Annotated in this window: 12 protein-coding genes and 2 pseudogenes; 9 read left to right on the top strand and 5 right to left on the bottom strand. The window is 49.5% G+C overall.

Translation table 11 applies throughout. From position 1 onward, the window contains the following. The first annotated feature begins 24 nt into the window (after positions 1-24). The 3 genes from QZ323_RS01025 (at position 25) to QZ323_RS01015 (ending at position 5,922) form a co-directional block, all read left to right on the top strand. Positions 25-1,488: a hypothetical protein gene (locus tag QZ323_RS01025; protein ID WP_294632074.1), complete on the top strand. Its 1,464-nt coding sequence runs from the start codon at positions 25-27 to the stop codon at positions 1,486-1,488. Positions 1,489-1,567: 79 nt separating this feature from the next. Next, the gene (locus QZ323_RS01020; RefSeq protein ID WP_294632072.1) at positions 1,568-4,861 is read left to right on the top strand and encodes a hypothetical protein; all 3,294 of its coding nucleotides are present in this window, start codon (positions 1,568-1,570) and stop codon (positions 4,859-4,861) included. A 104-nt stretch (positions 4,862-4,965) separates the two neighbouring features. Then, the gene (locus QZ323_RS01015) at positions 4,966-5,922 is read left to right on the top strand and encodes a DUF5106 domain-containing protein (protein ID WP_294632070.1); all 957 of its coding nucleotides are present in this window, start codon (positions 4,966-4,968) and stop codon (positions 5,920-5,922) included. A gap of 72 nt (positions 5,923-5,994) precedes the next feature. Here QZ323_RS01015 and QZ323_RS01010 read toward each other — a convergent pair whose 3' ends face one another. Further along, positions 5,995-6,621: a porin family protein gene (locus tag QZ323_RS01010; RefSeq protein WP_294632187.1), complete on the bottom strand. Its 627-nt coding sequence runs from the start codon at positions 6,619-6,621 to the stop codon at positions 5,995-5,997. 227 nt (positions 6,622-6,848) lie between these two features. On the opposite strand from QZ323_RS01010, the gene QZ323_RS01005 reads away from it, so the two are divergent. From QZ323_RS01005 to QZ323_RS00990, 3 genes and pseudogenes are all read left to right on the top strand, one after another. Next, positions 6,849-8,654 (top strand): AMP-dependent synthetase/ligase, encoded by a 1,806-nt coding sequence (locus QZ323_RS01005; RefSeq protein ID WP_294632185.1) that lies wholly within the window; start codon positions 6,849-6,851, stop codon positions 8,652-8,654. Between the two features lie 89 nt (positions 8,655-8,743). Further along, on the top strand, positions 8,744-8,944 hold the full coding sequence (locus QZ323_RS01000; RefSeq protein ID WP_294632068.1) for a hypothetical protein: 201 nt from the start codon (positions 8,744-8,746) through the stop codon (positions 8,942-8,944). A gap of 92 nt (positions 8,945-9,036) precedes the next feature. After that, a pseudogene (locus QZ323_RS00990) lies at positions 9,037-9,603 on the top strand (fibronectin type III-like domain-contianing protein); the annotation flags it as partial. 164 nt (positions 9,604-9,767) lie between these two features. On the opposite strand, the gene QZ323_RS00985 reads toward QZ323_RS00990, so the two are convergent. Then, positions 9,768-12,686, bottom strand: coding sequence for a M16 family metallopeptidase (locus QZ323_RS00985; protein WP_294632067.1), 2,919 nt, complete (start codon positions 12,684-12,686; stop codon positions 9,768-9,770). A 101-nt stretch (positions 12,687-12,787) separates the two neighbouring features. Here QZ323_RS00985 and prfB point away from each other — a divergent pair, with 101 nt between their 5' ends. Both prfB and QZ323_RS14425 read left to right on the top strand, forming a co-directional pair. Next, positions 12,788-13,903: a peptide chain release factor 2 gene (gene prfB / locus QZ323_RS00980; protein ID WP_294632066.1), complete on the top strand. Its 1,116-nt coding sequence runs from the start codon at positions 12,788-12,790 to the stop codon at positions 13,901-13,903. Between the two features lie 51 nt (positions 13,904-13,954). Then, positions 13,955-14,308 (top strand): annotated as a pseudogene (locus tag QZ323_RS14425) (TonB-dependent receptor); the annotation flags it as partial. A gap of 21 nt (positions 14,309-14,329) precedes the next feature. Here the strand turns inward: QZ323_RS14425 and QZ323_RS00970 are convergent. The 3 genes from QZ323_RS00970 to QZ323_RS00960 form a co-directional block, all read right to left on the bottom strand. Next, positions 14,330-15,037 carry an ABC transporter ATP-binding protein gene (locus QZ323_RS00970; protein ID WP_294632063.1) on the bottom strand — a complete coding sequence of 236 codons (708 nt, stop codon included), beginning with the start codon at positions 15,035-15,037 and terminating at the stop codon, positions 14,330-14,332. A gap of 98 nt (positions 15,038-15,135) precedes the next feature. Further along, positions 15,136-15,846, bottom strand: a complete 711-nt coding sequence (locus tag QZ323_RS00965; protein WP_294632061.1) for a tRNA threonylcarbamoyladenosine dehydratase — start codon at positions 15,844-15,846, stop codon at positions 15,136-15,138. Positions 15,847-15,971: 125 nt separating this feature from the next. After that, on the bottom strand, positions 15,972-18,101 hold the full coding sequence (locus QZ323_RS00960; protein WP_294632060.1) for a cation:proton antiporter: 2,130 nt from the start codon (positions 18,099-18,101) through the stop codon (positions 15,972-15,974). Positions 18,102-18,378: 277 nt separating this feature from the next. Between QZ323_RS00960 and QZ323_RS00955 the strand changes: the two genes are divergently transcribed. Then, positions 18,379-19,386, top strand: coding sequence for an aspartate-semialdehyde dehydrogenase (locus QZ323_RS00955; protein WP_294632058.1), 1,008 nt, complete (start codon positions 18,379-18,381; stop codon positions 19,384-19,386). The last annotated feature ends 272 nt before the right edge of the window (positions 19,387-19,658 follow it).

The following is a 19,658-nucleotide window of genomic DNA, read 5'->3' as shown; positions in this document are numbered from 1 at the left end:
TCAATCAGGAAAAAAGCGTCTCAAATGAAATTACAGCATCGATATATCATCGGACTTGGCCTTTTGTGCGTTTTGTTGCTGGGGTTTGCTTCGTGCATCAACGAATCTTTCGAGTTGCTTCACGAAGAGGAGGAAGAGAACAGCATATATCTCACTTTTCACACCGCTGTGGCAGGCGTTTCTACCCGTGTGGACGAAATACCTGATGACGCCCGCATCAACCAGCTGCTTGTGGTGATTGTCTCGGAAAATGATGCCTCGGAAGAAGAAAACACTCCGGAAGGAGAAGATGTCTCGGAAGGGGAAGGCGGCAATACCAACGCTGCCGGCAAGAGATGGGTGGTAGAGCACAGCCGCTTGGTGAAAGGTGCTTCCAACATCGGGTTGCCGTTGACCGACGAATATACTTTCAAAGTGCGGGCCGGTTGCCGGAAAAGAATCTACTTGTTGGCAAATTGCGCCGAGCTGAAAGACAGTCTGGGAGTCAAAATCGACTTTAGCAACAGTTCTTTTATTCCGAAAGTTCCCTCCGGCACTTCCGCCAAGGAAACCGGTAAAGCCCCGATAGATGATTTTGTATTCAGCCTGAGCAATGCCGAAGGTGGTTACCAATACGACCTTGCTTTGGGCATTCCCATGACGGCCATGTACGAGATCGAGATACCCAATAGAAAAGATATAGGGAAAGATGAATTTTCTATTCCGACTCCTCTTTACGTGATACGTGCTGCCACTAAGTTCTCTTTCAGTTTCGCCAACCGTTCTTCAAGGCGAAACATCGAAGTAACCGGATTTTCCCTTACGAAAGCCGTTAATAAACGGATGTATCTGATGCCGCATGTGAACAGGAATGAAGACGGTCGGTATTGGGTGGTAGATTCGAAACGGAAGCAGGCTATATCTTTACCGGAAATGAACCATAAAGTAACGGAATGGGACTGGATAAACTGGATGGTTGCAGAAGCAGAAAAGACAGAGGAGGATAAAAATATAGAGAAGTATCAATGGCTGACTGATTATGACATACCGGCCACGGACGATTCGGAAGGAGAATCCGGTGAAGAGGGTTCTTTGGTCAGCGTAAACTTCAAAGAAAAGGTAACGCTTTCCGCCATAACAGCAGGCAATGCCGCAAAACCTGTTTCTGTGGAACCCTTCTATCTGCCCGAAAGCCGTACGCTGGCAACTACCGGCACCGAAGAGGGCGGCACAGTTGATCCCTCCTTGAAATTGCAGGAATATGAACTGACCGTCTATACAAAAGAAACATTTCTGGATGAAAAACCGGTAGACAGCGATGTGGTGTGGAGAAAGCTAAAGTACACTGCCCGACTGGAACATCTTGCTTCCCTTTTCCGCAACACGCACGTGAAAGTGAATATCGGTTTCAATGATTACACACTCAACTGGGAAGTGGATGTGGAGCCTTATTGGGCAGTGGAGTTGGATCCCGTATTCGGACTGGGCGACCCCAAAAAGAACGATTAAGTTAGGAGAAACTAAGAAAATACAAAAGAATCAACTGTTCCTTTAGCATAGAAACATACTCGAAAAAATGACAGAAGATATGAAACGCAACTTTTTGACATACATATTTTTATGCATATTGCTTCTTGGCACCGTCTCTTCCTGTAAGGACGACCTGCTGTATGGTGGCGGAATCATAGGTGAAGGGGAAAGTGTCATCAGTGGCACCGTGAAATTCAAGCCCCTTACTCCTGCGCTGAACGGAACTACGCGCACGGCGGGAGATGCAATAAAGAGTATCAATAGCCTTTGTGTGTTGCTATATGACGAGCAGGGGAAACTGGTGAAGAAATATCCGCTAACTCCCGCAACTGGCGGAACAACAACTCCCAATGAGGGAGAATATGTGCTTTCGGAAAAAAAGCGCACAGATGGCAAAACCGAATCAATTGGCGGCGAAGACAAGAACCTTCCTCCTGCCGAATCAAAAACTCCTCATGCTGACTTCAAACTGACAGTGCCTTATGGTCGCTATTATATCTATGTTGTGGCCAATATGGGTGACCTTTCCGATGCGCCTGCTGATTCGGATCTTGCAGCAGCTATCGGCGAAACAAATCTTGCAACAGCCATTCAGACTGTAGGCGGACTGAAAAGCATTTCCCTCCAGTGGAACAAAGACAAGGTCGAAGCCAATAATCAAATGTTCGGATTCTTTGGCGATGCATCAACAGATTCCGATGCACCTCTGCTGACCATCAACAAAGGAACAACATCCTTGCACGCTTGGATACGTCGTGCCGCTTCCAAAGTGACGATTGCGTATGATGGATCCGATTTGAACGAGAATGTTTTCATCTATCTCAAATCTGTCACAATCAAGGATATACCAACGGAGTGCTATTTAGGCAAGAGCAGTACCATCAATAAAGATTCAGGGGATGATATTGACGATTACGGAAATCTGATAGAAAATGGCGAAAGTATTACGTATGTCAGCGAAGACATAGCTTATGACGAACATTGGCCGGCACGTATCACGAGGGGTAAGCCATATTATTACGTTAATCAAGAGAATAAAGGTGTGTCTGTGTCGAGGGTGGAATACGAAAAAAATAAGTCACAGTATGCTGAGTGGGCACATGGCGAAGTGAACAATGCACTCTATTTCTACGAAAATATGCAAGGCGAGGGAAAGGACAAACGTCAGGACGAAAACGAGGACGGAGTACTCGATGCTCCGGGACTGAATGACACCCCTGATGCTAAGTTCTACAAAGACCAGAAACCTTATGGCACATACATTGAAGTGAAAGCTTACTACAGTTCCAATATTCTGGGGCGTGTGAGTAACGGTGACATCATTTATCGTTTCATGTTGGGCAAAAATGTCACTACCGACTACAATGCCGAGCGTAACCACCACTACAAACTGACATTGAAGTTCAATAAAAATGCCAATGATGTAGACTGGCACATCAGCTATGAAGAACCGGATCCCGGTCTTGAGGTGCCTAATCCTTATTATATTTCTTATTTGTACAACCACTCGATGATGCTTCCGCTTAAAATCAGAACAGGAGGAACAGGTGTCGGAATCAAGCAAATAGAAGCACGAATTTTAGATAACAGATGGGCTCCGCATAATCCTAATCCGGATTTTGATTACTGTAAAGCAAAGGACATTCAATATGATAATCAGTGGAATGGTTTCCTTTCTCTTCGGAAAACAAAAGATTTGAATGTAAAAGCAGATAAGAACAAAGACTATTATGAAAAGCACAAAAGAGGAGAACGTACATATATACCTGAAAATGCGGAGTTGCCTAAAGCTGATGAAATCAAGGGGTATGAAACAACTACAGATGGTGTTAGTGATGGTAAATGTTTTATCCGAAATGAGGGCGACAGCGTGTATCATGTCCAATTGCCGATGTACACTCGTGCCAAACAATTGATAAAAACCACAGGTTATACAGGAAACAATCCGTATGTAGCCTATCAACGTAGGTCGGAGATCAAGATAGTAGTGACATTGACAAATGGTAAGAGAATATCAACAGACGGTAAGGATTTTGAGGGCAACCCTATAGCAAATGCAGACGATAAAGATTTGAAAAATCCTGTTATTTATCAAGTGCGCCGTATCGTTAATCCTAAAGGGGTTTGGCGCAAGTCCGATAACAATAGTGATTTCCATGTACAGCTGAAGCGGCTTCCTAAAGAGAATGGAACAACATTTCAGACATTCTCCTCAGAAGGTCCTTGGAAAGCGTATGTGTATTGCGGAACGGAGGATTTTATTCATTTGAGTGATGGCAATGAGGCGAAAACTGCTGGCGATACGGTTAGGGGAGAAACCGGTTCAATCATAGATTTCAAGATAAAGTTTAATGGTACATGCGGAAAAGATGAAAACCGTTATGCTATCATACGGGTAGAATATCATAATTACACTTGTTATCATCTGATTTTTGTCCGGCAAGGAGATGCACCTGACGACTTATTCAATGGAACAGGTACCAAATGGCATGCTTATAACTTACGGACAAAGAGAAAAGAAACAGACTCTCCTTTGGAAGAGGGTTCCTTGTTTAAGTTTAATAAGCTGGACTATCCGATTGATGCAATGAGCAATAAGAACTCTTATACTCCTTGGATTAATGTAAAACCGAGTAGTTTTGAGAATGATGCAAGTAGTTTATTGATAGCTACCGATAATACAGAAAAAAAAGCAGAAATGTCGTGGGATAATATAGGATTTTATAGCTTTAATCCTTGGGACACTGCAGTCAAGGAACCTACTATTGACGGTCTTAAGGTTGCAAATGCCCGTGTGGCTACTTATGAGGATTTCTATGCTTTATATGCAGGAGAGAATTTAGCAGAAGGATACGGAGTGCTGTATGGGAATGAGAGTACTGAAACGCTTGATAATGTAACAGAGGTTTATGGATATGATTATGGAAATACTAATCGTGGAATGCGAGGATGTTTTATCTATAATAAGGAAAATGGAAAAAATTTATTTTTCCCTATAGGAGCTTCCGGATATGGACATAGAAGAGATGATGATATAGATAATAATGATAAGAGTGGTATGTATAATAAAGGAAAGGGAGTGTTAAGATATGCGTCTTATCGAAATACATATCTTCCGGCCTCATATATAAGTAGTAAGGACTCTCCGCTTCTTTATGATGTATATATGAGGCCGGGCGCTATTTATTGGTTGGGAAAACTCCAAAGAAAAGGTAATAGCAATGAACCGACAGATCACGATATGGCGATAGGATGGGACCTCAACTATTTCACTTTAGACTTTTATCCATATGGGGTGAGTGCTTCACAAACCGGAAAAGACGCCTGCTTCATCCGTTGCGTAGAAAAATGATTATTATAATATAGGAAATTAATTATGATTATTATTTGGTGGATATGAATCGCGGATCTTTTTTAATCCTTTCGATATGCCTCATGTTTGTCTCGATTGGCAACATGAGGCCATGTCCTAACCTACTGTCCCCGATTCAGCCGCGGTTATTTTCGTTCTTGCCGGCTCCGTTCTTGCCCGCTCCGCTTTGGGCAGACAGCCAGCAATATCCGGTTGTAACTGCTGCGGATACCGTCTCCCTCGACCTGCCTTTGCCCACCATTTCTTCTGCCTTGCGCACTCCTCACGAACGTGCCGCCTACCTTTTGTCGCATTTTTGGGATAGTATGGACTTTGCCGACACTTTGCGCAGCCGCCAACCCGCTTTTATGGAGCAAAACCTCGTCAACTTCCTCTCCCTCTTCCCCCATGCACAAACCGAAGCACGCACCGAGGCTGTAAAATCATTGATGGAACGTGCAGAAACCGACAAAGCGGCATACCTGCTACTGGCCGAACTGGCGGAAAAGTATCTCTATACCACCTCTTCCCCCATGCAGAACGAAGAACATTTCATTCCTTTTTTAGAAGAAATCACCGGCAATTCCCTGTTGGACGAGACCGAGAAGTCGCGTTTCCGTTTTCTGCTTTCCGCTGCCCTGAAGAACCGTCCCGGAACAATGGCTGCCGACTTCACCTATCTCACGCCTGACAGCAAACAGCAAACCCTATACAGCCTTCCGGTTGCCCATCGGTTACTTCTGCTGTTCTACGATCCCGACTGTTTGCACTGCCGGGAAACCATAAACGCTCTGCGCACCGCTTCCCGCCTGCAACAACTGATGAAAAGCGGACAACTTACCGTGCTTGCCGTCTGCGTGGGAGACGACTGGGATTTGTGGAAAAGTTCTCTGAAAGACCTGCCTGTCTCGTGGCGGACAGGTTTCGATATCGGTGGCATACGTAAGGAGGAACACTACTTGCTGCCGGATATGCCGGTGATGTATTTACTTGATGAAGAGAAACGGGTGGTAAAGAAAGAAGTATCATTGCATCATCTGCTACTGGAACTTCAAGAGTAATTATGCAGCAAAAGGGTAAGTATACAAAAAAAGGGCATTTATGATGCCCTTTCTCCCATTATTCTATATCGGTTAGAACATTAGTCCTATGGAAATCATCAGGTTTCTGTTCTTGATGCCTGAATCTTTCGCTGTTTCAATCAAGCCGAAATCATAACCGAAAGATACCTGATATTTTTTGCTGAACTCAGCGCCGATTTTTAGCCCCAGCCCAAGATCGAATCGTCTGAATCCATCGTCTCCGAAAATGTTTTCTGATGCCGAACTGTCAATGCCTAAGTCAGCACCAAGCTCACCATTGATATTAGCTTTTGCTTTGCCGAACAAGCCGATAGCAACATACGGACCGGCATTGGCAAACAGGGTAAAATCGTCATTCACTGCATATTTATAACCAATATGTACAGGAACCTCAAGATAGTATGGATTGAATTTGAGGTTACCGGCGGCACCTCCATCGAGTTTTGCTCCTTTTAAAGTAAGCAATGCACCAAAATCCATGTAAGCTCCTTCTGTAACTTGCGGCAATCCTAATTCGGCTTTAACACCTGCGTGGAAACCAATTCGGCTATCCAGTCCGCTGATGGAGAATTTGCTTACGTTCATACCTGCTGTAACACCCCATCTGAGGTTTTCTTGTGCGTTAGCACTTCCTAAACCTATCGCCAGTATGGCGATTAATGCTAAAATTTTCTTTATATTAGTAAAGTTATTATGTTGATATTAAAAATATATCAGTCGCAAATGTATATATAATATTTGAATATGATTGGAAAAAAGAAAAAAAATATGGAATAATGATTCCCTTTTATGCAATCGTGCTAAATGTTGCAAAGTTACATACCCAACATTTCATTCTCATAGATAGAAATAGTTTCAAATGAAACAACTACCTTTGCAGCGTATTTACTAATTATATGAATAATATGACTTATCATCATTTATCTGTCCTCGTACATCGCCGGGCAGAGAAGTATGGCGATAGAGTAGCCTTGAAATACAGAGACTACGAGACATCGCAATGGATACCTGTCACTTGGAACCAGTTTTCGCAAACTGTGAGACAAGTGGCGAATGCATTCGTGCAGTTAGGTGTGCAGGAAGAAGAAAACATCGGAATATTCTCGCAGAATAAACCCGAATGCCTCTATACGGACTTCGGGGCATTTGCCAACCGGGCAGTGACCATACCGCTGTATGCCACCAGTTCGCCGGCACAAGCTCAATATATCATCAACGATGCCCAGATACGCTATCTCTTTGTGGGCGAGCAATTCCAGTATGATGCAGCTTTCAGCGTGTTCGGCTTTTGCCAGTCGTTGCAGCGGCTCATCATCTTCGACCGTGCCGTGGTGCGCGACCCCAGAGATACGACTTCCATCTATTTCGATGAATTTCTGGAAGCCGGAAAAGGATTGCCGAACAACAGCATTGTAGAAGAACGTACTTCGCGCGCATCGAACGACGACCTTGCCAATATCCTCTATACATCCGGCACGACGGGCGAACCGAAAGGCGTCATGCTTCACCATTCCAACTACAATGAGGCATTCCGCATCCACGACATACGCCTGACAGCCATGAGCGATAAAGACGTCTCCATGAACTTCCTTCCGCTGACGCACGTCTTCGAGAAGGCATGGACCTATTTCTGTATCCATAAGGGTGTACAGGTCTGCATCAACCTCCGTCCGATAGACATACAGACCACGATCAAAGAGATACGCCCGACGCTGATGTGCAGTGTGCCGCGCTTTTGGGAGAAAGTATATGCCGGAGTGCAGGAGAAGATTGCACAAACGACCGGATTGAAGAAGGCCATGATGCTGGATGCCATCAAGACAGGCAAGATACACAATATTGATTACCTGCGTAAGGGCAAGACCCCGCCGTTGATGAACCAGCTGAAGTATAAATTCTACGAGAAGACCGTCTACGCCCTGCTGAAGAAGACCATCGGCATCGAAAACGGTAACTTCTTTCCTACCGCCGGAGCGGCCGTGCCCGATGAAATATGCGAGTTTGTCCATTCGGTCGGCATCAATATGATCGTGGGCTACGGACTGACGGAGTCGACGGCCACCGTATCCTGTTTCCCCAGCGAGGGTTTTGAGATCGGTTCGGTGGGTATGTTGATGCCTGATGTGGAGGTGAAGATCGGAGAAGAGAACGAAATCCTTCTGCGCGGAAAGACCATCACGAAGGGATACTATAAGAAAGCCGAAGCCACTGCCGCCGCCATCGACAAGGACGGCTGGTTCCACACCGGTGATGCCGGCTACCTGAAAGACGGCCATCTCTACCTGACGGAGCGCATCAAGGACCTCTTCAAGACTTCCAACGGGAAATACATCAGCCCGCAGGCACTGGAGACCAAGCTGGCGATCGACCGCTACATCGACCAGATTGCCATCATTGCCGACCAGCGCAAGTTTGTGTCCGCCCTGATTGTCCCTGTCTATGGCTACGTCAAGGAGTATGCCAAGGAGAAAGGCATCGAATACAAAGACATGGAAGAACTGCTGCAACACCCCAAAATCATGGGACTGTTCCGTGCACGCATAGACACCTTGCAGCAGCAGTTTGCCCATTACGAACAGGTGAAGCGCTTCATCCTCCTGCCGGAACCTTTCAGCATGGAGCGCGGCGAGCTGACCAACACGCTGAAATTGAAACGTGCTGCTGTGGCGCAGAACTACAAGGAACTGATTGATAAAATGTACGAAGGGTAGAATAATACACATTTATAATTAATATTTCCACCTTATTATAGTTTCTGTTTCCTATTTTTGTGACGTTCCGTTAATAGAACTCTAAAAATATGAAACAGAAACTTTTTTATTTATTGCCTTTCCTTGCTCTGGCGGGTTGTGGAGAGCCGTCCTATAAGGATGCCTCTTTGTTCCCCGAAAGGAGGGCAGAGCTTCTTGTGAAGGAGCTTACGCTGGAAGAGAAGGCACTTCTCATGATGGACGGTTCCATTATACCTCCCAAGGAAGCCGCGAACGCTATCAGGGACTGACGATGTGGACTCCTACGGTGAACATCTACCGTGACCCGCGTTGGGGTAGGGGTATCGAGACCTATGGCGAAGATCCCTATCTGACAAGCCGGTACCCCGGTCAGCAGGGTGGTACGGCGGTTGCCGAGGTTTTGTTCGGCAAGTATAATCCGGCGGGAAGGTTGCCGGTCACGTTCTATCGCAACGTGTCTCAGTTGCCCGATTTCGAAGACTATGACATGACGGGCAGAACTTACCGCTATATGCACGAGACACCGTTGTTCCCCTTCGGCTACGGACTTAGCTATACCACCTTCAGCTATGGCACGCCCACATCGGACAGGAGTGAACTTGCTGCCGGACAGCATGCGTTGACACTTATCGTGCCTGTCACCAATACGGGTCAGCGCGACGGAGACGAAGTTGTGCAGGTGTACCTCAGGAAACAGGGCGATGCGGAAGGACCGATCAAGACGCTGCGTGCATTCAGACGCGTACATATCCCTGCCGGAAAGAGCGTCAATGTGGAGTTCGAACTGAAAGACAAAGAATTGGAATGGTGGGACGAACAGACCAATACCGTAAGGGTATGTCCGGGCAGTTACGAAGTGATGGTGGGCGGAAGCTCTAAGGAAGAAGACTTGCAGCGGATGACGATTGTCATCCCACGGGACGAATAAATTCGTCTCATGGGATAAAAAAATCCGTCTCACGGGATGATTATTTTCATCTCACGAGACGGATTTTTTTGTTTCACGGAACGGATCCGGCCGGATTAGAGTCTGTTTAAATTTTGTTCAGCCTTCTTTTGTGAGTTCTTTTTGAAGAAAATTTAAACAGGTTCTTAGTAGCCGAAGATCTCTTCCTGTTTCAGTTCGGTCACGGAACCTATCTTTTTCAAGGCATCCATGTCTAACTCTTTGCTGTCACCCAGGATGGCATACGTGTAAGTACGTCCCTTGATCCATTTCTTCTGGTAGTCGATGACGTCTTGCAGCGTCATGTTCTGCACGTCGTTGTACAGCTGGATACGGCTGTCTACGTCCAGACCCAGATATTGGGCGCTGATGTAGCTCCAGATGACGTCCATGTTGATGATGCGGTCCGTACGCATGCGAGTGATCATACCCTCTTTGGCAAGCTGGAAGGCAGCTTCAGACTCTGGCATGTTGTTGATGATGTCGTTGAATGTATTGATGGCATCTATCATCTTGTCGTTCTGCGTGGCAATCTGGGTGCGGAGCACGTAAGGCTCGTCCAGATATGTCGGTGACAGCATGCCTGCCCATGCCGAGTAGGCGAGGCTGCGGCTCTCGCGCATCTCTTGGAATACGATGGAGTTCATGCCGCCGCCGAAGTACTCGTTATACAGTTGGCGACCGGATTCGGAAGCCGGATCGAATGCTTCTCCCTTGTTGGAGATTTGCGCCATGTAGATCTGCTTGGCATCGTAGGGAGCGATGAAAATCTTCGTTTCCGGTGTGAGCAGCTGTTTGAAGTTGCTTCCTACGGGAATCTCTTTCAGGGTTTCGGGCACCTGATGCTCCTTGTTGATGATGGCGAGCAACTCTTCCTGGCTGTTCGGACCGTAGTAGAGGATGCGGTGCTTGAAGCTGTTCAGCCCCTTCACGCGGTCAATCAGTTCCTGCGGATTCATGGAAGCCAGTTCGGTTTCGGTCAGTTGGTTGGTGACAGGCGATTTCGGACCGTAGGTGGCGTAGCTCAGCAGGCGCGAGAAGTTCTGCGACTGGTTCAGTTTGGCATCCTTGCGTGCTTTCAGGATATCCTTTGCCATGTTGATGTAAGCCTCCTGGTTGACTTGGGCGTTTGCCATCACTTTCTCGAACAGAGCCATAGCGGCGGGCATATTCTCGCTGAGGCCGGAGAGTACGACGTAGGTACGCTTGCTGCCCGGTGACACATAGAACGAGCAGGCGAGGCGATAGAACTCGCTCTTCACCTCTTCGGGAGTCATGTCGGCAGTGCCGAGGTATTCGAGGTATTGGGCGGCGGTGCCGAGTGCACGGTCGTTGTTGTTGCCCATGTCGAAGAGGTAGATCAGCTGGAAGAGGTCGTTCGTCGTGTTCTGCTTGTAGAGCACGGGGATGTCCGACTTGGCTTTCAGCTGGGCGAGGTCTTTGGAGAAGTCCAGGAATACCGGTTCGATGGGCTGTACGGTGCTTGCCTGTATCGCTTTCAGGTAGGCGCTTGCCGTGTCGCGGTTCATCACGATAGGAGTGATCTCAGGTTTCGACATCTTCTTCTCGTTGGGGTCTTTGCCTTGGCGCTTGTAGATGACGGCGTAGTTATTGTCCTTCAGGTATTTGTTGGCAAAGGCAACGATGTCTTCCTTAGTCAGCTTGGACATGCGGTCGAGGGCGGTCACTTCGTCTGCCCAGTCACTGCCGTTGATGAACGATTCTACGAACATGTCGGCACGGGCATCGTTGCTCTCCAACTGTTGCATCAGGCTGAGCTTGAAGTTGTTGATGTTTGCCTCCAGCATCTTCTCGTCGAAGTCGCCGTCGCGCAGTTTCTTCAGTTCACCCAGCATGAGGTCTTTCACTTCGTCCAGAGTCTGTCCCTGCTTGGGGCGTCCTTGCATCAGCATCACGCTGTAGTCGCTCATGGTCATGGGATAGCAATAGGAACTCAAGGTCTTCTGCTGCTGCGTGAGGTCGAGGTCGAACAAGCCGGCCTGACCGTTGTAGAGTATTTGGGAAACGACTTGCAAGGTCTCCACCTCTTTGCTTGCCGCTCCGGGGAAACGCCATGCCAGTGCGATGCTTTCCGCATCCGGTCCGAAGACTTCGCGCACGATCGGCGTGGTGATCTCTTCTTCCTTCGGCAGGTTCAGTTTCGGCAGGTTGGGGTTGGGCTTCAGTCCGCCGAAATATTTGTCGATGGTGGCAATCATCTGGTCGGGGTCGAAGTCGCCGGAGAGACAGATTGCCATGTTGTTGGGCACGTACCATTGCTTGTAGTACTCTTTGATGTTCGTGATGGAAGGATTCTTCAGGTGTTCCTGTGTGCCGAGCACGGTCTGTGTGCCGTAAGGATGATGGGTGAAGAGCGAGGAGAGCACGGTTTCGTACACCTTGCGCGGGTCGCGTGTCAGCGACATGTTTTTCTCTTCGTACACCGTCTCCAGTTCGGTGTGGAAACCACGGATGACGCAGTTCTCGAAGCGCTCGGCCTGAATCTTCGCCCAGTTCTCAATCTGGTTGCTGGGGATGTCTTCGGTGTAGCAGGTCACGTCGAAACTGGTGTAGGCGTTTGTTCCGTTGGCGCCGATGGCTGTCATCAGTTTGTCATATTCGTTGGGGATGGCATATTTGGACGCTTCGTAAGAGAGGCTGTCGATGCGGGCATAGATCGCCTTGCGCTCCAGGCTGTCCGTAGTCTTGCGGTAGATTTCGAATTGTTCTTCGATCTGGTCGAGCATAGGCTTCTCAATCTCGTAGTTCTGCGTGCCGAAATTGGTGGTGCCTTTAAACATCAGGTGCTCAAAATAGTGAGCAAGTCCGGTGGTTTCCGCGGGATCGTTCTTACCACCTACGCGCACGGCGATGTAAGTCTGGATGCGCGGCGTTTCTTTGTTGACGGTCATGTAGACCTTCAGCCCGTTGTCCAGCGTGTAGATGCGGGCTTTCAGCGGGTCGTTGTCGACTGTCTCGTAGCTGTACTTTGGAGCACAACTACTCAGGCTTATCGTTGCCAGCAGGGCAATCGCTAAACCAATTTGTCTGAATAATTTGTTCATAAATAGACTTATTAAATTGATAACTGCAAAAGTATGTGTTTTTTTCCTACCTTTGCAACTCAAAATTGAATATTTTATCAGAAAGTTTATTTTTGCGGCTTATGATTACCATAGAACAACTGAAAGACATCAAAGAGCGCACCGAAGCGCTTGAACGCTACTTGGATATAGAAGGCAAGAAAATAGAGGTGGAAGAGGAGCAGCTGCGCACTCAGGCGCCGGGCTTTTGGGACGACCAGAAAGCCGCCGAAGCCCAGATGAAGAAGGTGAAGGGACTGCAACAATGGATTGCCGGCTATCAGGAAGTGAAGACCCTGGCGGAAGAGTTGCAACTGGCTTTCGACTTCTACAAGGACGAGCTTGTGACCGAAGAGGAGGTGGACGAAGCCTACGCCAAGGCATCGGAAGCCGTCGAAGCGCTTGAACTGAAGAACATGCTGCGCGAAGAGGCGGACCAGATGGACTGCGTGCTGAAAATCAACTCCGGTGCGGGTGGCACGGAGAGCCAGGACTGGGCAAGCATGCTGATGCGTATGTATCTGCGTTATGCCGAAACCAACGGCTACAAGGCGGTGATCTCCAACCTGCAGGAAGGCGACGAGGCGGGCATCAAGACCTGTACCATCGAGATTTCGGGCGGTTATGCATATGGCTATCTCAAAGGTGAGAACGGTGTGCATCGTCTGGTGCGTGTGTCTCCCTATAATGCGCAGGGCAAGCGAATGACCTCTTTTGCTTCGGTATTCGTCACTCCGCTGGTGGACGACACGATCGAAGTGAACATAGAGCCTGCCCGCATGTCGTGGGATACGTTCCGAAGCGGCGGTGCCGGTGGACAGAACGTCAACAAGGTGGAGTCTGGTGTGCGCTTGCGCTATCAGTACAAAGACCCTTATACCGGTGAGGAAGAGGAAATCCTGATAGAGAACACCGAGACCCGCGACCAACCCAAGAACCGCGAGAATGCCCTCCGCCTTCTCCGCTCCATGCTTTACGACAAGGAGCTTCAGCACCGCATGGCAGAGCAAGCCAAGGTGGAAGCCGGCAAGAAGAAAATCGAATGGGGCTCGCAGATCCGCAGCTACGTGTTCGACGACCGCCGCGTGAAAGACCACCGCACCAACTACCAGACTTCGGACGTCAACGGTGTGATGGACGGTAAGTTGGACGGGTTCATCAAGGCATACCTGATGGAGTTTGCGGGGCAGGAGAGATAAGCCCTTTCTCCGCAAAGCCACTGAACTGGCTTCGCGGATTTGAATTGATGAAACTACAAGCGTTTCTCCCTGTTCTGGCAGTTGTTTGGCAACCAGAACAGTTTTTGGGGCGAAACATTGACCGGCGGGGAGAACAATATGCAGATGCTGGGTATATACTATAAACTTAAAGACCTGCGAATCGGAGTCGGCGCTTTCAATCCGTTCACCAATAACTATAAGATACAGAATGAGAACTGGAACCGCTTCGCTTTTTATAAGACCCAAAGTTATATCAAGGAGAGTGCATAGTTGTTCCTTGTCAACCTGTCCTATAACTTCTCTTTCGGGCGCAAGTTCAAAGTGATGCAAAGGAAGGTGAGCAATAGCGACAATGACTTGGGAGTGATGAATACAGGGAAATGACAACGCAAGGTATGGCGAGGCTTAACGCACTTCCTTGCGTATCTCCTCGTTCCCACTGTAATTGTCAATTGTCAATTGCCCTACGATCTCCCCATCCACGATATGCACCGTCCGGTCTGTGAGCTGTGCCAGTCCTTCGTCGTGGGTGACGATGACAAAGGTCTGTCCGAAGCGGTTGCGCAGGTCGAAGAAGAGCTGGTGCAGTTCCTCCTTGTTGTGGGTGTCGAGGCTACCCGAAGGTTCGTCTGCCAGAACTACGGCGGGATGGTTGATAAGGGCGCGTGCCACGGCTACGCGCTGCTTTTCGCCCCCTGAAAGCTCGTTCGGCTTGTGTCCGGCGCGGTCTGCCAAGCCCATAAACTTCAGCAGTTCCATCGCTGAGACTGTGGCTTCCCTTTGTCCTACGCCGGCTATGAAAGCGGGAATCATCACATTCTCCAGTGCCGTGAACTCCGGCAGGAGCTGGTGGAACTGGAATACGAAACCGATGTGCTTGTTGCGGAAAGCCGACAACTCTTTTTCCTTCATCCGGCTGACCGATGTGCCGGCAATCGTCACTGTGCCGTTGTCGGGGACGTCCAGCGTACCCATAATCTGGAGCAAAGTAGTCTTTCCGGCTCCGCTCGGTCCGACGATGCTGACTACCTCTCCTTTGCCTATATTCAGGTCGATACCCCGCAATACTTGCAAGGTACCGAAGCTCTTGGTTATTCCTTCTAATTGTATCATTGTTTTCTTATTTGCAACAGGGGTAAGGAGTTAAAGGGTAAATGAGTTCCCATTTTCCATTTTCCCCTTTCCATTTTCCATTTCCCATTTATTTCCCATCATATTCTCTTCAACACATACTCCGCCAGATAACATCCGAACACGGCGGGCATGTAACTGACCGTTCCGCACGTAGATTTCTTGTTCATCTCCTCTTCTGTCAGGAGGATGGCCTTCGGGTCTGCCTGTTCCGTACTGAACACTACCGGCAACTTATGCTTGATACCCATCTTCTGCAGGCGTTTCCTGACGGCTTTGCTCAGCCCGCAGTGATACGTGTCGTGGATATCGGCAAAACGAATCTGTGTGATGTCGCTTTTTGCTCCTGCGCCCATGCTTGAGATGATTTTGATGCGCCGCTTCAAGGTCTCCGCAATCAGGTGGCACTTGGGGGCGAGGGTGTCGATGGCATCGACTACGAAATCGTAATGTGCCGCATCCAGCAGTTCGGGGATGTTTTCGTCTTTCAGGAATACCGGCAGCACGGTCAGGCTGAGCTCCGGATTGATGTCGCGGAACCGCTTTGCCAATATTTCTGCTTTGCTCTGTCCCAGGGTGGAGTGCAGCGCCGGAAGTTGCCGGTTAATGTTCGTGGGCTGCACCGTGTCCGCATCTACGATGGTCATGCGCCCTACGCCCGCACGGCAAATCATCTCTGCCGCATACGCTCCTACGCCGCCAAGCCCGACGACAAGCACATGTGCCTGCCTGAGGCGTTCTATCTTATCTTCACCCAGCAAGAGGCTGGTTCTTTGTTGCCAATCGTTCATGTTGTTCCTTTTTATTTATGGTAAAGGGGGATTATCTTATTTATGGTAAGGGAAGACTATCGGCCTCTAATTCCCGATAACTCCCTCTTGACTTTCTCTTAACTCTTGATAACTCCCTCTTTAAATTACTTCTTAAACCACTTATAAAACCACTTGCCCACCTTCTCGTAATGCTGGTCTTCGTTGTTGCCGCGCGGATTGGAGAAAGACAACATATCCTGCGGTTCGCCCAACTGGTCGGGATAGAGGACGATCAGGCTGTTATTGGCGAAGTATTTACCCAACTGGTTGGGAAGTCTTTCAAATGCAGGGTCGTAGGAGATGGAGCCGCGGCGGGCGGTGATGATGACCAGCAGATGGTCATAGTTCACTTGTCCGGTCAGCAGGAGCAGGTCTTCCCAGTCGTCCAGGCGCGAGAATTCGGTGGGAGTGGCGGCATAACGCTTCTTCACCAGCATTTGCAGGAGGGCGGTGGTCTCCTCGTTAGCGAAGAAGTGCACCCGGCATCCCAGCGTGCTGCCCATGCGGCAGAAATGCTCCACCCACTTCTGGAAGCCCGCTTCGTATTCTGCCTTCGGCGGGACGGCGATGTTTATTCTCCGTATCGTATTGATGGGCATCAGGAATTTGGCAATCATCACCTCGCGGTGCAGGCCCTTCAAGAGGTTCTCAGCCAGCGAGCCGAAGAAGGAATCTACGATGTTGCCCTTGCGGTGCAGACCGATCACGACGTCCGTCACTTCGTGCTCTTTGGCGGTGTGTATGATGCCCGAGGCGATGTTCAGGTCGTAACGGCTGATGAGCTTCAGGGGGACGTCCGCCGAAGCAGCTATCATGGCTGCCTTCTCCAGATAGCGCTTGCCGCGAAGCTCGAGGGCACCCGAGGCGTTGCTGTCGTTGATCACGTTCAGGGCGAGGAGGTTGTCCCGCTGCTTCGGGTCGCGTATCACTAAGGAGAGGGCTACGAGGTCTTCTATGGTGTCCGGGTTGGCTACCGGTATCAGTATCTTCTCCTGCTCCGTGGGACGGTTTTCAGCTTCGAGGTTGGCCTCGTCGATGGCTATGCGGCGTGCGGCGCGTTCGGTGATAACGGAACTGACTACACAGGTGACCAGTATGAGCAGTACCGTGCCATTCAGCACATCGTCGTTCAGGAGATGTTCGCCATTGGGCAAGATGATATTGTAACCCACGAGCACGGCGGCGAGTGTGGCTGCGGCTTGGGCGTTGCTCAGTCCGTACATCAGTTTCCGTTCGATGGCGCCCATCTTGTAGAGTTTCTGCGTCAGCCAGCAGGCAATCCATTTGCCGGTCAGGGCTACGATGATCATCACGCCTGCCACCTTCAGGGCATCGCCGTGGCCGAATATCACGTGTATGTCGATCAGCATGCCCACACCGATGAGGAAGTAGGGGATGAAGAGCGCGTTGCCCACGAACTCCAGGTGGTTCATCAGCGGGGAGACGTGCGGGATGAGCTTGTTCAGCACCAGTCCGGCGAGGAAGGCGCCGAGGATGCCCTCCATGCCCACGAACTCCATCAGTCCGGCGCCGAGGAAGACCATGGCGAGAACGAAGATGAACTGCATCACGTTGTCGTCGTAGCGGCGGAAGAACCAGCGTCCGATGCGGGGGAAGAAGTAGACGATCAGGCTGCCGAGAAAGAGGACTTTGACTACGAGCCAGATCCAGAACAGGCCGTTCGATTCGCCCTTGAAGAGTCCACCCACTACGGCGAGCACGAGTAAGGTGAGCGTGTCCGTTACGGCTGTGCCACCCACGGCGATGCTCACGCTTCGGTGGCGGGAGACGCCGTAGCGGATGACGATGGGGTAGGCTACGAGCGTATGCGAGGCGTACATACTGGCCAGCAGTACGGAGGTGATGAAGCTGTATTTCAGGTAGGCCATGTTGGTCAGCAGGCCGATTCCGATGGGGATGATGAAGGCGAGCAGGCCGAGTACGACTGCCTTACTGCGGTTCTGCTTGAAGTCGGACATGTTCATTTCCAGTCCGGCGAGGAACATGATGTAGTAGAGGCCCACTTTGCCGAAGAGCTCGAAGCTGCTGTCGCGCGCCAGGATGTTGAACCCGTGTTCGCCGATCACCAGTCCCGCCAGTATCATGCCGATGATGTGCGGGATGCGGAGCCTGTTCAGCAGGATGGGGGCGAACAGGATGATGAGCAGTACAAGGAGAAATATCCATGTAGGGTCGGTTATAGGCAGTTTCAGGCTAAAATCAAACAGGTCCATAGGTTCGAGTTTTGGGTTTTACACTGCAAAATAACAAAAAACTTTTCATTTTGTGCGTTGTCATACAGCAAATTGTTATAAATTTGCAGCCAATTCTATCGTTTTTATAGAGATGGCGAAGGATTTCTTATCAGCAGGAGCCTCGTTTAGTGGGAGCTTCTTGTCGGCTGAAGCCTCGTTTACTGAAAGTATCTTGTCGGCAGAAGCCTTGTGTAGCCTTGTTTGCCGGAAGCTTAATTATAAACTGATATAACAACAAAACAAAAACAAAACAAAAATGAAAGTAGCTATTGTTGGAGCAAGCGGAGCCGTGGGACAGGAGTTCCTGCGTGTGCTCGATGAAAGGAATTTCCCGTTGGACGAGTTAGTATTGTTCGGTTCGAAACGCAGTGCCGGTACCAAGTATACATTCCGCGGTAAAGAGATCGAGGTGAAACTCTTGCAACACAACGATGACTTCAAAGGGGTAGATATCGCTTTCACTTCCGCAGGCGCAGGCACCTCGAAGGAGTTTGCCGAGACCATCACCAAGTATGGCGCGGTGATGATAGACAACTCCAGCGCGTTCCGTATGGACGACGATGTGCCCTTGGTAGTGCCCGAGGTGAATGCAGCTGACGCCAAGGATCGTCCGCGGGGCATCATTGCCAATCCCAACTGTACGACGATACAGATGGTGGTGGCGCTGAAGGCCATCGAACAGCTTTCGCACATCAAGACCGTACACGTTTCTACATATCAGGCAGCCAGCGGTGCGGGTGCCGCAGCGATGGACGAGTTGTATGCCCAGTACCGTCAGGTGTTGGCAGGCGAGCCTGTCACGGTAGAGAAGTTCGCCTATCAGCTGGCGTTCAACCTCATTCCTCAGATCGACGTCTTCACGGAGAACGGCTATACGAAGGAGGAGATGAAGATGTATAACGAGACGCGCAAGATTATGCACTCCGATATCAAGGTCAGTGCGACGTGCGTGCGTGTACCTGCGTTGCGTTCTCACTCGGAGAGCATCTGGCTGGAGACGGAGCGTCCGGTGTCGGTAGAAGAGGCTCGCGAGGCCTTCGCCAAGGGCGAGGGACTGGTGTTGCAGGACAATCCGGAGGAGAAGGTCTATCCGATGCCGCTCTTCCTGGCAGGCAAGGATCCCGTCTACGTAGGCCGTATCCGCAAGGACCTGACCAACGAGAACGGGCTGACGTTCTGGATCGTAGGCGACCAGATCAAGAAAGGCGCTGCGCTGAATGCCGTGCAGATTGCCGAATATCTGGTGAAGGAGAATGCGCTCTAAGAAGAAAGAATTATTCTCTGAGAAGAAAGAGAGCATTTTCTGAAATGAAAGAATACTCTCTCGAAAGAGACAAACATACACATCCTTAGGTAAGGAGAGGTGCCGGAATGCTGAAGCGTTCGGGTGCCTCTTTTTTGTTACGCAGTAGCGGCTTATGCAGTTACGAGTTACGGCCTATGCAGTTTCGAGTTTCAGGATTATGGATGACGAGTTACGGAGCTACGAGCTACAGAATTATGATGCATATATGAGATACACGAACCCAACAATGC

It is taken from the genome of uncultured Bacteroides sp., from assembly GCF_910585845.1.
Lineage (GTDB): Bacteria > Bacteroidota > Bacteroidia > Bacteroidales > Bacteroidaceae > Bacteroides.
Note: the sequence above shows the minus strand (reverse complement) of the source record. Positions and strands in the feature narration are given on the sequence as shown.